At 64.6% G+C, this 17,188-nt stretch carries 7 protein-coding genes; 5 read left to right on the forward strand and 2 right to left on the reverse strand.

Annotation, left to right across the window (positions count from 1 at the left end):
- Positions 1-131: 131 nt before the first annotated feature.
- On the forward strand, positions 132-3,848 hold the full coding sequence (locus tag E8A74_RS49695; RefSeq protein WP_136936233.1) for a GAF domain-containing protein: 3,717 nt from the start codon (positions 132-134) through the stop codon (positions 3,846-3,848).
- 39 nt (positions 3,849-3,887) lie between these two features.
- On the opposite strand, the gene htpX is transcribed toward E8A74_RS49695, so the two are convergent.
- Positions 3,888-4,847 carry a protease HtpX gene (gene htpX, locus E8A74_RS49700; protein WP_136936234.1) on the reverse strand — a complete coding sequence of 320 codons (960 nt, stop codon included), beginning with the start codon at positions 4,845-4,847 and terminating at the stop codon, positions 3,888-3,890.
- Between the two features lie 715 nt (positions 4,848-5,562).
- Between htpX and E8A74_RS49705 the strand changes: the two genes are divergently transcribed.
- The 4 genes from E8A74_RS49705 to E8A74_RS49720 all read left to right on the forward strand — a co-directional run bounded on the left by E8A74_RS49705 (position 5,563) and on the right by E8A74_RS49720 (position 13,929).
- The gene (locus E8A74_RS49705; protein ID WP_136936235.1) at positions 5,563-9,774 is read left to right on the forward strand and encodes a DUF6531 domain-containing protein; all 4,212 of its coding nucleotides are present in this window, start codon (positions 5,563-5,565) and stop codon (positions 9,772-9,774) included.
- Entirely contained in the window at positions 9,765-10,355 is a 591-nt protein-coding gene (locus E8A74_RS49710) for a hypothetical protein (RefSeq protein WP_136936236.1), read from the forward strand. Before E8A74_RS49705 ends, E8A74_RS49710 begins: the two co-directional genes overlap by 10 nt.
- A gap of 47 nt (positions 10,356-10,402) precedes the next feature.
- A complete protein-coding gene (locus E8A74_RS49715) occupies positions 10,403-11,842 on the forward strand; it encodes a hypothetical protein (RefSeq protein ID WP_136936237.1) in 1,440 nt (479 codons plus the stop codon).
- Positions 11,843-12,021: 179 nt separating this feature from the next.
- Positions 12,022-13,929 (forward strand): DUF2169 family type VI secretion system accessory protein, encoded by a 1,908-nt coding sequence (locus E8A74_RS49720; protein WP_269749946.1) that lies wholly within the window; start codon positions 12,022-12,024, stop codon positions 13,927-13,929.
- Positions 13,930-13,988: 59 nt separating this feature from the next.
- On the opposite strand, the gene E8A74_RS49725 is transcribed toward E8A74_RS49720, so the two are convergent.
- Positions 13,989-16,586 carry a type VI secretion system Vgr family protein gene (locus E8A74_RS49725; RefSeq protein WP_136936239.1) on the reverse strand — a complete coding sequence of 866 codons (2,598 nt, stop codon included), beginning with the start codon at positions 16,584-16,586 and terminating at the stop codon, positions 13,989-13,991.
- Between the last annotated feature and the right edge of the window lie 602 nt (positions 16,587-17,188).

The following is a 17,188-nucleotide window of genomic DNA, read 5'->3' on the forward strand; positions in this document are numbered from 1 at the left end:
GATACGCGAGACCTCCGCACGAATGGCTGCCGCTTGTTGTTCCGTACACATGTTGAGGCTCCTTCCGGCGGGGAGCCTGGGCACGAGGGACACGGGGCGTCAGGACGGGGGTGGGCGAGGTGATACGACTGTTGCATCTTCTTCTGACGGACGCGTTCAGCCAGCACTTGCTGATCATCGGTGCCTACAGGGACAACGAAGTCGAGCCAGGCCATCCGCTCCTCTCGCTCATCGCGGACCTCGGCAAATTCGGATTCCGTGCCACCGAAATTCGGCTTGGGCCGCTCGATCGTGAGACGTTGCACCACCTCGTCGCAGACACGCTCACGAGCCGGCCCGAGGAGGTCGAGAGCTTGGCGGAGCTGGTGTACGAGAAGACGCGCGGAAACCCGTTTTTTGCCCATCAGTTTCTGGTCACGCTGAACGAACGAAACCTCCTTCGCTTCGACCCATCCACGTACACGTGGTCGTGGAAGGTCGAGACCATCCGCGCGGCGAACGTGACGGACAACGTCGTCGATCTGCTCCTCGAAAGCATGCAGGAGCTCCCGGCAGCGACGCAGCAGGTGCTCGTGCTCGCGGCGTGCATTGGCCATTCGTTTGATTATGGATGGCTCGCCATCGTCGCGAACAAACCTTCGGATGATATCCTCGCCGCGATTTGGGGCGCGATGAAGGCTGGGCTCATCGTCTCTCTGGACGGTGACTACCGATATCTCGAGGCCGGGCTTGGCGGCTCGGAGGCGAGCGCCTCGGCGGCGCGCTTCGACGTCCGTTATCGATTCGTCCACGATCGGGTCCATCAAGCTGCATATCTTCTCCTCCCGCCGGAGCAGCGGGAAACGCTTCATCTCGGTATCGGGCGCCTCCTCCAGCGGCACATCAAAGGCGCGTCCATGGATGAGCATCTCCTGGAGCTCGTCCGCCACCTCAATATCGGCGCCGCTCGCATGGATGGTCATGCCGAACGGGTCGACCTCGCGGCGCTCAACCTGCGAGCCGCCCAAAAAGCCAAGGCTTCCACAGCCTACCACGCGTCCGCCGAGTATGCACGCGCAGGCATCGGCCTGCTCCTCGACGGGGATTGGGACGAACATTATGATTTGTGCCTCGCATTGTACACGATCGCGGGGCAATGCGCATCTTTGAGCGGCGACGCCGAACACGCCGAGGCCGTCTTCGCGGAGCTCGGGCGTCGGGTGAAGACCGATATCGAGCGAGCTACGATCCAGAGGGAGCGCGTATATGGCAAGATATCTCACGGGCAATTCATGGAAGGCGTCCGGATCGGCCTCGATACGCTGGGCCTGCTCGGACACCCGCTGCGGATGGAAGAGATCACGTCGCCGCAGGTGATGATGGCGGAGCTCGCCCAGGTGACGACCAACCTGCGCGGACGCCGCATCGAGGACGTGATCGACGCGCCGGAGGTGAAGGACCCTGTGGTTGGCGCGGTCCTCTCGATCCTCGACTCCATCGGCGACGGCTCACACCACCTCGGCGCGATTCCGTTTTCCATCATCAATCTCAGAGCAGTCAACATCGCCCTCGTGCATGGTCATACCGAGCTCGTCGCGCTACCCTACAGTTGCGTCGGCTACATGCTCGCAGCGATCCGCGGGCGTGTGAACGAAGGGATGGACTTCTGCAAACTGGCGGAGGCGATCAACGCGAAGTTTCCAAGCGCCCTGCAAACCGCGAGGCTGGGCTTCGCCGCGAGCAGTTGCGCGCATATGCGATATCCGATGCGCCAAGTAGGGGAGAGGTTCGCCGTCACGCGGCAACGCTGCCTGGAGACCGGCGAGTTTCACATGCTCGGCGTCGCCTGCTTCCTCGGGACGATGGCAAACCTCTTCGCGGGGGATCAGATCGAAGATGTCCTCGACCTCGCCGAGAAGAACCTAGCGATCGCGCGGCGCACCAAGATCCAGCGCAACAACGCCGCCATGACCGCTGTTCGGCAAAGCATTGCATGCCTTGCGGGCAAGACGCGGGGCGCGACGTCGTTCAGCGACGACAACTTCGACGAGGGCAGTTTTGTTCGTGATCTGCAAAGCCAGCAACCCAGCAGCACGAATGTCCATTACGGTGTATTGAAATCGTTTGTCCTCCTCGTGCACGGAAAACACGCGGACGCCTGGGAGGCGTCGGAGATTACCGAGCGTGCATTGATGTTCGGGGGTGGGACGATTCAACCGAAGCTTCACCCGTTCTTCCGAACACTCCTGCTCCTCGTCCTACCGCCGGCGGAGGAGCCCAAGGAGGCGGCAAGGCGCAAGGAACTCTACACGAGATACAGGGCGGAGATCGCAGATCTCTCGGCGTGTTCCCCGAAGAGCTTCGCGCATTTGACGGCGCTCGTCGACGCCGAGGAGGCACGAACGCAAGGCGATGTCGCCGGCGCCATGCAGCGCTACGAAAGCGCAATTGCGCTTTGCCATGAAAACAAGGCCCCGCACTTCGAGGCGATGGTCAACGAGCTTTTCGCCAAGTTTTTCGTGAGCATCGGCATCACCGCGGGCGCCGGTGCCTATATGCGGAATGCATACCGGGCATACCTGCATTGGGGCGCTCCTCTCAAGGCCGCCTCGCTCGAGTCGGAGTCATCGCACCTCTGGCCCTCCGCCCGCGAGATTACGCGTTCGAGCTCGAGAACGGGGACGACGAACACATCGGGCCTCACGGAGCTGGGCAGGACCCTCCTCAGCAAGACGGGCGCTGGCAGCCTCCGCGACGCCGCGCTCGTCGTCCGTGCCGCGCAGGAGATCGCGAGCGAGATTGACCTCGCAAAGGTCATCGATCGCCTCGCCCAGCTCGTCCTCAGCAACGCGGGCGCCGATCGCGGGGCATTGATCCTCGCGCGAGACGGGCAGTTTGCCATTGTCGCGAGGCTCGGGGAGGGGAGCAGCACCATCGACGTGGGCGAGGGGGAGCCGCTGGACAGCGCCGTCGAATGCGCCAAGAGTGTCATCCTTTATGTGTCACGTACACAGGAGGCCGTGCTGCTCGACGACAGGCAGAGCGTCGAACGCTTTGCGAACGATTCGTATCTTCTCCGCGAGAATCCACGATCGATCCTATGCCTACCGCTCCTGCACCAAGGCAGGCTGAGCGGCGTGCTTTATCTGGAGAATCGTACCATCGCAGGCGTCTTTCACGAGGCGCGCGTCGAGCTCCTCACCCTGCTCTCCTCGCAGGCCGCCATCGCCATTGAAATCGCAAGGCTCATCGAGAACTCGCGCGCCGCCAATGAAGAGGTCAAGCGCGCCAAGGAGCGACTCGAGCTCGAGGTCGCGCGAAGGACCGAGGAGCTGCGGTACCTCAATCGTGACCTCACGGATGCAAACGTCCGCCTCGAAACCGAGCTCTCCCAGCGCCGTGTCGTCGAGGAGCAGCGCGAGGCGCTTCAGGCGCAGATCATCGCGGCCCAGCGCGATAGGCTCGCGGAGCTATCGACGCCGCTCTTGCCCATCACGCGCGAGATCGTCGTCATTCCCCTCATCGGTACCATGGATGGCGAACGCGCCGCGCAGGTCCTCGCTGTCGCGCTCGAAGGCGCCCAGCGCCAAGGCGCGCGGGTGGTCATCCTCGATGTCACGGGGATGAAGGATGTCGATACCCATATCGCTCGAATGCTTATCGATGTTGCGGGCGCGCTGCGGCTCCTCGGCGCAGAGACGCTCATCACGGGCATCGCTCCGCGGAACGCACAGACGCTCATTTCGCTCGACGTCGATCTGCGGTCCTTCGTGACAATGAGCACGCTTCAGAGCGGGATGGAGTACGCTCTTCGGCGCGTCCGCGGCGCGACGGCCCTTGCCCCTGCGCCGAGACTCCGGGGGCGGTGACCACACTTTCCCGCGCAAAGGAGAATCCTTTGCGCGAGCTCACATGACGCGGGATCGCCGGACGTAGGGCTTCTGGTGCTCGTCGCGGGCGCGTCCTTCCTCGGAGAGGAGCCTCGAGATGCGGTCTTCGAGGGGCGGGTGGCTCGAGAAGAGGGCAATCATGCGGCCGCCGCGGATGCCGAAGGCCTGCATGCTGGCGGGCAAGAGGCTCGGCTCGCCTTGCTGCATGCGGAGCCTGTTCAATGCGCGGGCCATGGCCTGCTTGCCGACGAGCTCGGCGCCGCCGTCATCCGCGCGGAACTCGCGACGCCGGCTGAACCAGGCGACGATCAAGCTCGCGAGGATGCCAAAGACGATTTGCAGGACGATGCTGCTCACGAAGTAGGCGATGCCCGGACCTCGCTCCTCACCGTCCTCGGAACGGCTCAAGAATCGGTCGATGAGGAAGCCCACGACGCGGCTCAGGAAGATGACGAACGTGTTCAGCACGCCCTGCAAGAGGGTGAGCGTGACCATGTCCCCATTGGCGACGTGCGCGAGCTCGTGACCGAGCACGGCCTCGACCTCGCTCCGCTGCATGTTCCGCAAGAGGCCCGTGGAGACGGCCACGAGGGCATTGTTACGCCGCGCTCCCGTGGCGAAGGCGTTCATCTCTTGGCTGTCGTAGATGGCGACCTCGGGCCTCCCGATGCCTGCGTCGCGCGCGAGCCGCTCGACGGTCTGCACCAGCCAGGCTTCCTCGGCGGTCTGCGGGACGTCGACGACGTGCGCGCCGGTGCTCCATTTGGCCATGGTCTTCGACAGGAAGAGCGAAATCAGCGAGCCGCCAAAGCCGATCAGCGCGGCCGTGACGAGAAGCCCTGGCAGGCTGATCCGCACCCCTTGCTGTACGAGGAATCGTTCGAGGCCGAAAAGCTGGGCGAGGATGGCGAGCATGGCCACGACGGCCAGGTTGGTCAATACGAACAGGGCGATCCGGGTGATGAATGTTCCTTTCATTCGTTATCTCCACGATCCGCACGAAACTGGTACGGGAAATCTGTGACGCCTCCGTCTGGGTGCAAGCGGCAAACCGGCGAAGGGCGCCGAAGCTTCCGTGAACCAGCATTGGAAAGACCGTTGGTTCGCTGAGACGTATCGCGGGAGGCGAGCAAAGGCGGCCTTACGTGCCGGTGTACGCTCGCCAATCTCGTGGAAGATTGGGTGCTCAAGCCAGGCGAGGCTGCCTGTTTGAGGACGGATGGATGCCGCTGCTGGAGCCACACGGGACGAATCTGTCCTCCGGCGGCGGAACTCGTGCCGTGGAGGAGGTAAGGGGCACGTTTGAACCCTACGACGTCACGGATGCCCCGAATGGCCACGGCGGGACTTGTCGACCGGAGGCGCCGCGGTAGACGCCTGCCGACTCCATCTCGACCGCGAGAACTTGGCGAGCGGCCTTGAGCAGGAATGCCACGATAGATCGCGGGTGTTCTTCACAAGCCGATCACTCTGCTCGGCGCGCGCCAGGTCGCGGGCAGCTTGCGTGTGGATGGCAGAATCGTGCTAGCAGGTTTTGTGCCAGCACTGTTGCCCCGCCTCCGAATCGCGCGCACGATTCGCCTTGTTCCCTGCGACGAACGTCGGATAACCTACGCCGAGTCCGTGGAGCTTGCGATGAAGCGGAAGTTCGAAGAGGGGCAGGCCAAGCACTTCACAACCAGCGAGGCGACGCGTGCTTGCGAGTAGCTTTTTGGATCCGGTGCTGGGCATCGACGTGCACTGGGAGCTCGTGCCCATGCCGGCGCCCACCCCCGTACCGATTCCCAATCCATTCACCGGGATCGTCTTCGATCCGATCGGGCTCGCCGCCGGTCTTGCGATCGGCGCCGCGTTCGCGCTCGCGGTCGGAGCACCCGTGCAGGGCCCCGTCCTTTATTGGGGGTTCTTCCCGGCGACGAACACCGGCACGGAAGCCATTCACATTCCGGGACACATCCTGTTCCCGCCGGGCGTGTTCTGGGCACCGTTCCCAAGAACGCCGAAGCCGGTCATCCGCCCCGGCGATACGCTGAAGCCGCCCAAGCCGATCACGCCCGATAACGATGCCGTTGCGATCTTCGGCTCCAAGACGGTGTCGGTGATGGGCAGCAATGCCGTGCGGTTCGGCGACATCCTCCTGAGCTGCTCGGAGCCCATTCGACTGCCGTCGTCCGTCGTCCTGGCGGTGCCCAAAGGCCGGCCGATCCTCATCGGGGGGCCGATGTCGCTGGACATCATGGCTGCCGTCATGGCCTCGCTGCGAACGCGATTCATGTCGGATTCGCTTCACGCGCTGGTATCGCGACTCTCCCCCGGCCGGTTCCGCAACTTCCTTCACCGCGCCGTATGTTTCTTCACGGGGCACCCGGTCGACGTCGCGTCGGGCAAGGTGATCTCGGAACACGTGGACTTCGCGCTGTCGAGCCCATTGCCGCTACAGATAGACCGCATCTACTCGTCGGCGTGGGCCGACCGAGCGGGTCGGATGGGCAACGGTTGGAGCCTTTCGCTGGACCAGGCGGTCTGGCGCGAACGCGGCAAGGTGGTGTTGCGCAGCGAGGACGGGCGCGAGATCGAGTTCGACTGCTTCGATAGGCCCCGTCATCGCATCGAGCCGGGCCAATCGATCTTCAACCCCGTCGAGGGCCTCACGCTCCGCTGCCTCCCCGACGACGCCTGGGAAATCGAGGCGAAGGATGGCGTCGTTCGAGAGTTCGCGCCGATCGCCGGCGATGAGGGCGAGCCCGGCGCGCTCGGTCCGACCGCCCGTATCGTTGCGATGCGCGATCGCACGCGTCATCATCGAAATGTGTTCTCCTATGACGCCCGCGGCTGCCTCGAATGGGTTCGAGATGCCTTGGGCCGCTACATTCGCATCGAGCACGACGCCGCCAGGCGGATCACGGCGCTCGTGCTTCAGAGTCCCCAGGGCGATCTCTGGACGACGCACCGTAGATACCGCTACGACGAGGCCGGCGACCTCGTCGAGGTGGAAGACGCCACCGGCGCCCGCTGGCGATTCGAGTATTGCACGCATCTGCTCACGTGCGAGACCGACCGAACCGGGTTCAGTTGGTACTTCCTATGGGATGGATTCGGCGCCGATGCATGGTGCACCCGAACGTGGGGAGACGGCGGCGTCTTCGATCACAAGATCGCCTATGACAAAAAGCAACACGTCACGTTCGTCACCGATTCGCTCGGCCATACGACCGAATATCGGATGAACGCCGCGGGGCTCGTCACGAAGATTCGAGATCCGATGGGTGGCGCGACCGAGTTCGCCTACGATCCGATCACGATGCGGCGAACGCGCAAGGTCGACGCCGCCGGCCGCGTGACGGTAATGGAGTACGACGCGCGCGGCAACATGACCAAGCTCGTCCGGCCAGACGGGTCGGAGCTCGGTTTCACGTACGATTCGAAAGATCTGCTCGTCCAGGGCAAAGATCCGATTGGCGGTGTGTGGCGGTGGCGTTACGACGAGCAGGGGCAGCAGATCGCGACGAGCGATCCCCTGGGCCAGGTGACGACGTTTGGCTGGGCGAATGGTCTGCCGGCGTGGGTGCGGGGCCCCGGCGGGCGCGTCGTCGAGTTCGAGCACGACGCACAAGGACAACTGCGCGTCGTGAAGGACGGCAGCGGTTTCGAGAGGCATTTGTCGTGGGATCAGCAGGGGCGCCAGACGCGGATCCACGAGGTCAGCGGCGCAACGGTCTCGCTGCGCCATGACCAGGAGGGTCGGCTGGTCGAGCTTTCGCGCCCCTCGGGCGAACGGCAGCGAAGGGCCTATGATGCCGAGGGGAACGTCGTAGCCATCGAGGACGGCCGCCGCGCCGTGCGTCTGCGCTATGGTGCGGCGCATCGCGTGATTGCATGCGAAGAGGAGGGTGAACTCCGGCGCTTCGAGTACGATACGGAAGGCCGGCTCCGTGCGCATGTGGATGCGGCCGGACAGCGGACTGCATTCGATCGTGACCCGATGGGACGCGTGGTTCGCGAGCGCAAGCCCGATGGGGGCGTGCAGTCGTACAAGCACGATGTCTCGGGCCGAATCGTCGGCGTGCAAGGCCCCGCGCAGCGCATAAGCTCCATCGAATACGACAAGGTCGGCCGGGTGACGCGAATGCAGCACTCGGACGACACGTTCACGACCTTGAGCTGGCGGGCGGACGGCGCCTTGCTGGAGGCGGTCAATGAATCGAGCGCGCTGAGGTTCGAAGTCGACGCGCTCGGCCGTACGCTCCGCGAGATCAGCGGTGACGGCTGGGTGCAGTCGCAATACGGTCCCGATGGCATGCGAACGAGCGTCCAGAGCTCGTACGGCCTGCTGCAGGAGGTCGAGCGCGATCGCAGGGGATCGGTCAGGCGGATGATGCTCGGGATGCGCCCGGGGTCTGACCCGTCGGCCATTGAGATCGATCGTGACGCGTCCGGCCACGAGATCACGCGGCGCATGCCTGGCAACATCGGGCTGAACTGGCAACGTGACGATCGTGGCCGCGCGTGCCGCAGGTACACGGTCGCGGCCGTACCCCCGGCCGAGGGCGACGCGCGCGGCGGGCTGCAGGTGCTCGAGGAACGCCGGTGGCACTGGCAGGGCGACGACCGTCTCGTCACGCTCGAAGACGTGCGCCGTGGCGCGGCCACACACTACGATTACGACGGTCGCGGTCGCGTCGTCCGAGAGCGCCGCGGCGAGCGGATCCTCGAACGGGCTCACGACGCGCAGGGGAACGTGTACCGCCAGGCCGATCGGCGGGACCGGGAATATGCGGCCGATGGACAGCTCACCCATACCTCGCAGTCGAGCTACGTCCATGACGCCAATGGTCAGCGGATTCGCAGGATCGACGCAGGCGGGGCGACGTGGAACTTCGCCTATGACGAACGCGGCATGTTGCGCGCGATCGACAAGCCCGATGGACAGCGCATCGAGTACCAGTACGACGCCTTGGGCCGCCGCACCCGAAAGGTGCGAATCGGCGAGGATCGGCGTGTGGACGAGGAGGTCCGATATCTCTGGGACGGGCGCCGCATGGTGCACGAGAGCCGCGGCGCCGACGACCTCACATCGTGGTACTGGAGCCCGCACGATACCGCGCCTGTCGCGAAGCGGCGCGGCGACCGGCTCTGGTCGATCGCGGCCGATCACATGGGCAATCCCACGGAGATGTACGACGAGCACGGTCGACTCACCTGGCAGGCCCAGCTCGACATCTATGGGCAGGTGGATCTCCGCGCGGGAACCGCAGACGATTGTCCGTGGCGCTGGCCGGGGCAATACGAGGACACGGACGCCGAACTCTGCTATAATGGGTTCCGCTACTACGACGCGTTCACCGGCAACTACACGCGGCGCGATCCGCTAGGCCTGGCCGGGAACACGAATCCGTACGGCTATCCTGCGAATCCTTGGGCGTACAGCGATCCGCTCGGGCTCGAGACGCTTGATTGGATGGCCTTCATGGAGCGGGCGGATGCCTGGAACCTGGGTGAAGGTGTCGACACTCCGATGAGCGACACTTTCAAGAACCAGGCGTTCAACTTGTATAACAAGATACTCAAGAGCAGCGATATTCCTGTCATCGGCGATTTCGGCGACGTCGACAGATTCCTGAAGAACAATGGTCCAGGGTTCGCGAAACTATCCTTGCCGATGCCGCCCACCACGGGCTTCCACTGGAACACCTTCGTGAATGACATGTGGTTGCAGGCATTCATCGACAATAACGCCGTGGTTCGGCTCGCGAGCGAGCCCACCGAGGAGCTGCTCAGCAGCAAGATGTACGGTAGGTCGGTGTTCGGGCGCGAGATGGATCAGCTCATCGCAGCGGGGTATAAGCTGGTCGGTAAGCTCGGCGATAAGAAGGATCCGCTGCGAATGGAGCCGCCATGTCGATGAAAGGGGAGCCGACGGAAGAGCGTGATCTGGACGAGCTCTTTGCGCGCTGGAGCGATCAGATGGCTGCGCTCGACGCAGCGCTTGTGATTCCGAAAATGGACCCGCTGGTGCCCGGCACGGCGCCGGGCCGGCCGGTCAGCGAGGCGTGGAAGGCGGAGATGCGTAAGCGGACCGACTTGCTGCATCCTCTCGCCCGCGAGATGGCGGAGGCCTACCTGCATCGCCTCGACGATGCAGGGCGCCAGCGCGCACAGGCGCTCTTGGCAGCGCATCGCAAAGTCGTCTGGCAGTTCGATGGCGTCATCGACGACTACCTCGAGCGCTTCCTGCAGTCCTTGGATCAAGCGGATCTCGACATCGCGCTCGCGCTCACGGCGATCTACGACGCCCGTGCGGGCAGCCGCGACTTTCACCGGGTCATCTATCCGCAGTACTTAAAGATGCAAAAGCAAGGCATCGATGCGAGGGCACTGTTCGAGGCCGCGCTTCCGCTCACGACACGACACGACGATCCCGACTTCGGTGCGCATGGACTGTTCCTTCGTCTGGGTCGAAAGTTGGACGATGACACCGAATCGTAATGTGCTGTCCGGGATGGGGTCCGTCCGGATCGCGACATGGAGCTGACATGCAGGCCATTTCCAGCGCGTTGAACCGTCTCCTCGAGGATGGAAGCTGGTTTGTTCGTGCGAAGGAGGTGAACCTCTTCGTCGTCAAGGCCAGCGCGGATCTGCGCAAACCGGCGCTCAAGATCCTTGGGGGGTTAGAGTTTCACCACGACAACCGAAGCGCGTGGGTCCTCTTCGAGGAGGCATACACCCGTGCGGATTCGGGCTGGCAGGTGCGCGCGCATCGATTGCTCGCACATTGGGAGGATCGTCGCGCCGCCTTCCTGAAGAACGAGGGTATCGAGATGCCCAGCGCGCCCGCGCCCGCGCTGGCGGGGCAGGCGGGCCTGCTCGCGCACCTGGATGCCGGCTCTCGGACGGCTCGTGTGGCACCTTTTCGAGGCGCGGCGGGGGCCGTCGCGACAGCGCTGCGCCCGCCGCTGGAGGGTCTGGTGCTCGTGCTCGCGCCGACGATCGTGGAGGAGGTGGACGCGCTCGGGAATGAGATCGAGCTGCTCATCAAAGATCCTGCGACGAAGGCGTGCCGCTGGGTCTTGCTCGTCGACGCAGCGGAGCCACGGCCCGCGCTGCTCGATCGGCTCGACGCGAAGCATTGGCTCCAATGCGATTGCGTCCCGGATCCCAAGCAGCACGACAAGGACCTGCGGGCGCTCGTCTACGCGCCGAATCCCTCGTTCGCAGGCGCGGCACCTCGTGGCGTAAACCCGCCCAGGCGCGTCGACGATCCTCCGCCGGTCGATCCGGCGGTCGTGGAGCGGACCCTCAAGGAGGCTGGCCTCTCCTCCGAATATCTAGCGAAGGCGCCCGATTTGCAGCGGCTCGTGCTCGGCGCTGCACTCGCGATGAAGGAAGGGAAGGGCGTCGACGCCATACGTATGCAGCGTGAAGCACGCGATCTCGCCGCTTCGTTGGGCCTCGCCGAGGTGACGGTCATCTGTCAGGTATCGCTCGCCAGCTACCTTTCGGGGCTCAACCAGCGAGATCTCGCCTTGACGGAGCTGCGCTCCGCGATCGAGCTTGCGACACGGCACGACCTCGGTCTGCAGGAAGCGCAAGCGCGGCTCGCGCTCGCGCTCCTCCTGTCGTTGCAGCAGCGTTTGCCAGAGGCTGCGCGCGAGTATGCAGCGTGCGCGACGCGCGCGGAGAAGGCGAACGTGCCCCTGATCGCGATCGAGGCGTGGAGGCTCGCGGCGCAGCTCGCATTGCAGGTGAAGGCGGAGCCGCAGGCCATTTCGTGCTTCTCCGAGGCGATCCGCGTCGCGGTGGGTTCGGAAAAGGAGATGGTCAAAGTCTCGAGCGCACCGGAGGCGGCGCGCCGCCTCGCGGCGCTTTGCCGAGAGCGCGGGCTGATCGCGCAGGCGGAATCGCTGTACACGCAGGCGGACGCCATGGAGCGGGCGGAGGTCGGCGTGGACGCAGCCGCACAGGCTGAAGAGTGAGTCGATAGGGGAGATCCTGCGTCTGGAACGATTTTCCGGGCGTCCGGTTCTTCCGATGGTAATGACCCAGACCTCGCCTTCCTCCGCGTGAGGCCCTGAGCATGTAGCGCCCAAGCCTCAGGAAGGTCTGCATGACGGCGCCCACGCCCGCCTTGGGCCGTGGTACGATGCTTCGCGTCATGGATGTTCTCTCCTACTGCCCGCTTCGCGTCGCTGCGCTTCCTTGGCAACCCCGTCCGGGATCCCATGCGTTGACCGTGGTCTGCAAAGCGACGTTCGAGCTCGGGCCCGGCGAGTCGCCACTCGCGATAACGCAGGAAGACCCAGCGCAGGCGGATGTCCACTGGAATGACGATCCTCGGCGAAGCCTGCGAGTCGCGAGTGATCTCGTTCCGTTCAAGCGGCGCGCCGAGGTGCTCGTGCTCGGGCACGCCTTCGCGCCGACGGCCGCGCCCGTGACCTCGGTCGTGGCGCGAATCGCCGTCGGCGCGATCGATAAGGCCATCGAAGTGCATGCGGATCGCGCCTTTACGATGGACGGACGAATCGTCGTCGGAGAGCCGTTTTTGAAAGCGCCGCTCGTCTGGGAGCGAGCCGCGGGGGGCGCGAACAACCCGTCCGGCATCGCTCCGAACGCGCCGCCGGACGCGCGTGGGTTCAGGCCGGTTCCGAGCCTCGTGCCCCGAGGTTTCACGGTGCGAACTCCGGCGGATTCGGTTCCAGCCATGGGTTTCGGTCCCCTCGCCCCCGTGTGGTATCCGCGTGCGTCGCTGCTCGGGCGTCATGCGAGCACCTGGGATCCGTGGACCTGGAATACGCGACCCTTGTTCGAGGACTTCGACGGCGCTTATTTCAATGCAGCGCCGATGGATCAACAGCTCACCGAGTTTCGAGGCGACGAGACGATCATGCTCGAGCACCTGCATTCGAGCCACCCGCGGCTCACGACGAAGCTCGCGAAGGTGCAACCGAAGGTTGCCGTGATGCGTGAATCGGGAGAGGCACAAGAGATCCGGCTCCGCGCGGATACCTTGTGCATCGATACCGATCGAGCCCTGGCGACGCTCGTTTGGCGCGGCGTGGTGCTGCTCGAGAAGCCCGACGAGGCCGGGACCGTGATGGTGACGATGGTGGGCCCGGAGGCGAGCGCAGATATCGAGAGTACCCTGACGGCGGCGCCGACGACCGCGAAGATCGCGAATGCGCCTGCGCGGCCAGCACTGCCGTTCATGCCCGCCGCGGGCCCGCCGGATCCGGCGATCTTCGAAATGGGGGGGCATGAGACCTCTCGGCTCGAACAAGACGAGGAGGTCGGCACGGGGACGATCGGACCTTGGACGAAGAACCCGGCCCCGGTGCTTCCCTTTCAATCGGCCGCGGCGCCGCCGATCGTTCCCCCGCCGGCATCTGTGGCCGTCGACCCCGTCCCTTTCGACGAACTGCCGCCGACGACGCAAAAGAGCCTGAAGGTCGCAGTCGATCGGCCCCTCGAAGCGCCGCGCCCCGCGGTCATCGCGCCCCCCGCGATGATCGGGCCTTTGGCCAAGCCGGCGATGCCCGAGGCGCCCGCGAAAGCGCCTCCACCCGAGGCAGAGCAAGCGAACGAGCTGAAAGCGGAAGAAGAGCCGAAGAAACCCGCGCCGCCCCCCGCAGCGGAGGAGCTGCCGGCCGATTTGACGATCGAAAAGACTGCGGCGATCGCGGCCGAGATCGCCGAGGGGAGAAGCGAGCGTGTGAAGATCCTCGAAGCGCATGGCTTGAAGGAGGGCGCATGGAAAGCGAATGAGCTGCGCTGGAACAAGGCGCTCGAGGAGGAGCCGCAGAAAGGAAAGAGCGTGCTGCGAGGCGCGTATGATGGGGCGTATGTCGCGCAGGTGGAGAAGCTTCGAGGTCCGATCGCCGTCGGGGAGTACGCTCGAATTTCCGTGGCCTTGGAGCGAGGAGGCGCGAAGGAAGCGCTCGACGCCCTGAAGATCCAGCAGCCAGCGCTGATGCCCATCGTGCGCGTGTGGGCGAAGCGTGTGGCGAAGGATATGAAGCTCGGGGAAGAGGCGAGGAAGGCGGTGCGGGAGGCGCGACGCGCGTAGGAAGCGGTTTCCGAAGCAGCTATCTCGATCGCGGACATGCGCTCGCGGCGCGCATCGGATCAGTTGATCTTCACCACGCCACCCGTGATCTCGTTCGTCCCTGCCGCCGACGAGTTGATCGCCGGGGCCGCGATGGCGACCTTCGCGCCGCCAGCAATGTTCACGTTCGTGCCGCCGATCGTCGCGTCCGCCGTGAACTCTGCGCCTGCGCCGTCTGTGGACGCAAGGGTCGCCACCTTGCCGGTGCTCGAGACGTTCGCGTCACACAACGTTTGACCGCCGCCGCTCGCTTGAAGCAGCGCGTTCGCGTCGAGGAAAACCTGGCTGTTGCCCGAGGAATGCATCTTCGCGTTCGTGTCGAGGAAGACCTCGCTGTTGCCCGAGGAATGCACCTTCGCGTTCGCGTCGAGGAAGACCTCCGTGCCCGCGCTCGACTTCATCAGCGCGTTCGCGTCGAGCACGATCTCGGCATTGCCGCCCGCCTTGATCGTGATCTTGCCAGGCTCCAGGGTGATTGAGCTGCCCTGGCATTCGAGCGTGATCTTGTTCGGCGCGCTCATGAACGAGGTATCGGACGCCGTCATCTTGTAATGACCCGTGATATCGGTGTGGCTGCCGTTGAAGCCGCCCTGCTTCGGCTGGCCGAGCACGGTGTTGAATTGGCTGCCCGTGACCGTATTCTTTTGGTCCCCGCCCACCGTCGTCGTGTGATTCGAGCCGATCGTGACCGACTGGTTCACGCCGATCGTGACCGACTCGTTGTTCCCCACCTGCCGTGACCGATCGTTGCCCACCGTAAGCGTATCGTCGTGACCGATGCTCTTCGTCCGGTCGTTGCCGATGTTGACGCTCTCGTCATTCTTGACGAGCTTGTTCAAATCCTTCTCGGCCTGCATGCGCAGGAGCTCTCGGCCCGCGGCGTCCTCGAACATCAGCTCGTTGTAACCACCGCCTCCGCCCGTCGAATTGCTCTTCCATCCGCTCTGCGTCTTGTTCTCCGGTAGCTTGTACGGCGTCTTTTGCAGCCCCGTATAAACACGGCCGACGATGACGGGGCGATCCGGGTCGCCGCCCAAGAAATCGACCAGGACCTCCTGTCCGACGCGAGGCAAGCTCGAACCGCCATATCCCGCGCCGCCCCAGGGCTGGCTCACGTGGATCCAGCAGGAGCTTTTGTCGTCCATCTTGCTCTCGCGATCCCAATGAAAATGGACCCGAACACGGCCGAATTCGTCGGTGTGGATCTCCTCGCCCGCAGGACCCACGACCGTCGCGCTCTCCACGCCATGGACCGTCGGCCGCGGCGTCTCTTGATCCGGCCGGAAAGGGACATCCGTCCCCCGCGCCGCGCAGCGGTGCGTCCACTCGCCTTGATCCGTGCCCCGCAAGGACGATTCGATCACGAGCAGCGGTTTGCCATCGCCCATCGCCGCGTGTGGATGCCCCTCGAAGCTCATCACCACGCCGGGCGCGAGGTCGTGCGCATTCGTCTCGAACGTGCAAACCCGCGCGCTGCCCCGGTGCGCGTCCAGGCGCTTCTGCGCCAGGATCGCGGCTTCCTTTTCATCCGTTCGCGCCTTGCCTTTGTCGTCCGCGACCGGCGTCGACTCGCCTTGATCCGCGCCAAAGAGGAACGCACCCGGCACGTAGTGGTATCGCTCGAGCTTCTCCTCGACATCGCTGCCGCCCGAAGCGCTCGCCGCGAGCTTGTAGCTCGGCGGCCTTCGATAATCGTGATCCCGCAGCGTGACCTTGCCGGGTCTCACTTGCTGCGACATGCGCACCGCCGTCACGAACTTGATCCCGACGTCTCGCACGCTCGACGTGTCATCCGCGAACGTGAGCGCTCCCTCGCGCGCGGGGTTCGTGTGCGCCGCGTCCGAGAGCACGAGCTTCGTGCCGTCGTCGGTCTGCTCGAAATAATACGCGATGCCGGCGTCCTCGAGCATCCGGTTGATGAACGAGAAATCGCTCTCCGCGTATTGCACGCGGTACTTGCGTTTCTTGTAGGCCCCCGCGTCGTATTGCTTCTTCGGCGCAATGTTCCACTCGGCGAGGATCTGGAGCACGATGTCCGGCTCGGAGATCTGCTGGAACATGCGGTAATTCCTGCGCTGCGTGAGCAGCCATAAGGTCGGCACCACCGAGATTTGATACGTCGACACGCCGTCCGGCGCGACGCGCACGAGCTCGATGTGGTTGCAGAGGCCCGTCCACTCGCGCGTCGACGCGCCCGTGGCGAGCGCGAAGCGCGCGGGTTGCCCCACGACCTCGTCGAAGTCGATGCTCGGGTTCTTCGAGAGCGCGGTGATCGTGATCTGGAAGAGCGACGAAATCCGCTCGTGCACCTCGAATTGCCGCACGTCGAGGTGATCCTTGGAGGCGAGCTCGAGCTCGCAGTTGTTGGTGCCGACGAGCTTTCCCGCGATGGCCGCCGCGCCGCCGACGAATGCGCTGACGGCCTGCTTGGCGATGTTCGAGGTGATCGCTTTCTCCTCGAAGATCGGCAGCTCCTCCGCGATGCCGGACGTCGCGCCCCGGATGAGCTCTCTGCCTTTGCCGGAGGCCTTCGCTGTGGCAGCGCCGACCGCGCCTTCGAGCGTCGCTTCTCCCGCGGCTTGCACAGCCTCCTCTTTCGACGTCTTGACGAACGACATCTCCACCACCCTCCGACCAGCGAGCTTCGACGGTGCGCATGCTAACCTGTCAAGCCCGACCAAGGGAAGCCTTGTCGAAGCGTCGACCGTTTTTTTGTGTGGGATCACTCGCCGCGTGCGGGCTGGAGGTTAGGAGGCTGCTCCAGCATTACACGACCGTATGCATTGCGTGTCCGCGACTCCGCCGACCGTCAGCCGAGGGCCGTGGTGGGCGACAAGTATGTCAAATGCACCCAGGAGGTTCATTGGGTCACCTTGAACGCGCCGCTTTTCGCGATAGGGTTCGTCCCGGCCGCTTTCTTGTAATGCCGTTTGCGACGGCACCGTGGTCGGGGGTACGATGCGTGGCGCCACGTCGATGAGCGATCGCCCGCGGAACCCCCTTCAAAGGGCATGAGAGCCGACGCTGAGCGATCACGCCGGCGTGGGCAACGAGGAGGGGGGCGACGAACGCCTTGCGCGCGACGCCGTTCCGGCTAGTTCCTCGACACAGGGATCCTGATCGATTCGTTTCAGGGTCTTCGAAGCACGGGAAGCAGCTCGGGGTCTACGAGGAGCTCGATGCTACGAGGCTGTCCGGGTTGGCGACGGATCAGCCCTTT

The sequence above is a fragment of the Polyangium fumosum genome, from assembly GCF_005144585.1.
Lineage (GTDB): Bacteria > Myxococcota_A > Polyangia > Polyangiales > Polyangiaceae > Polyangium > Polyangium fumosum.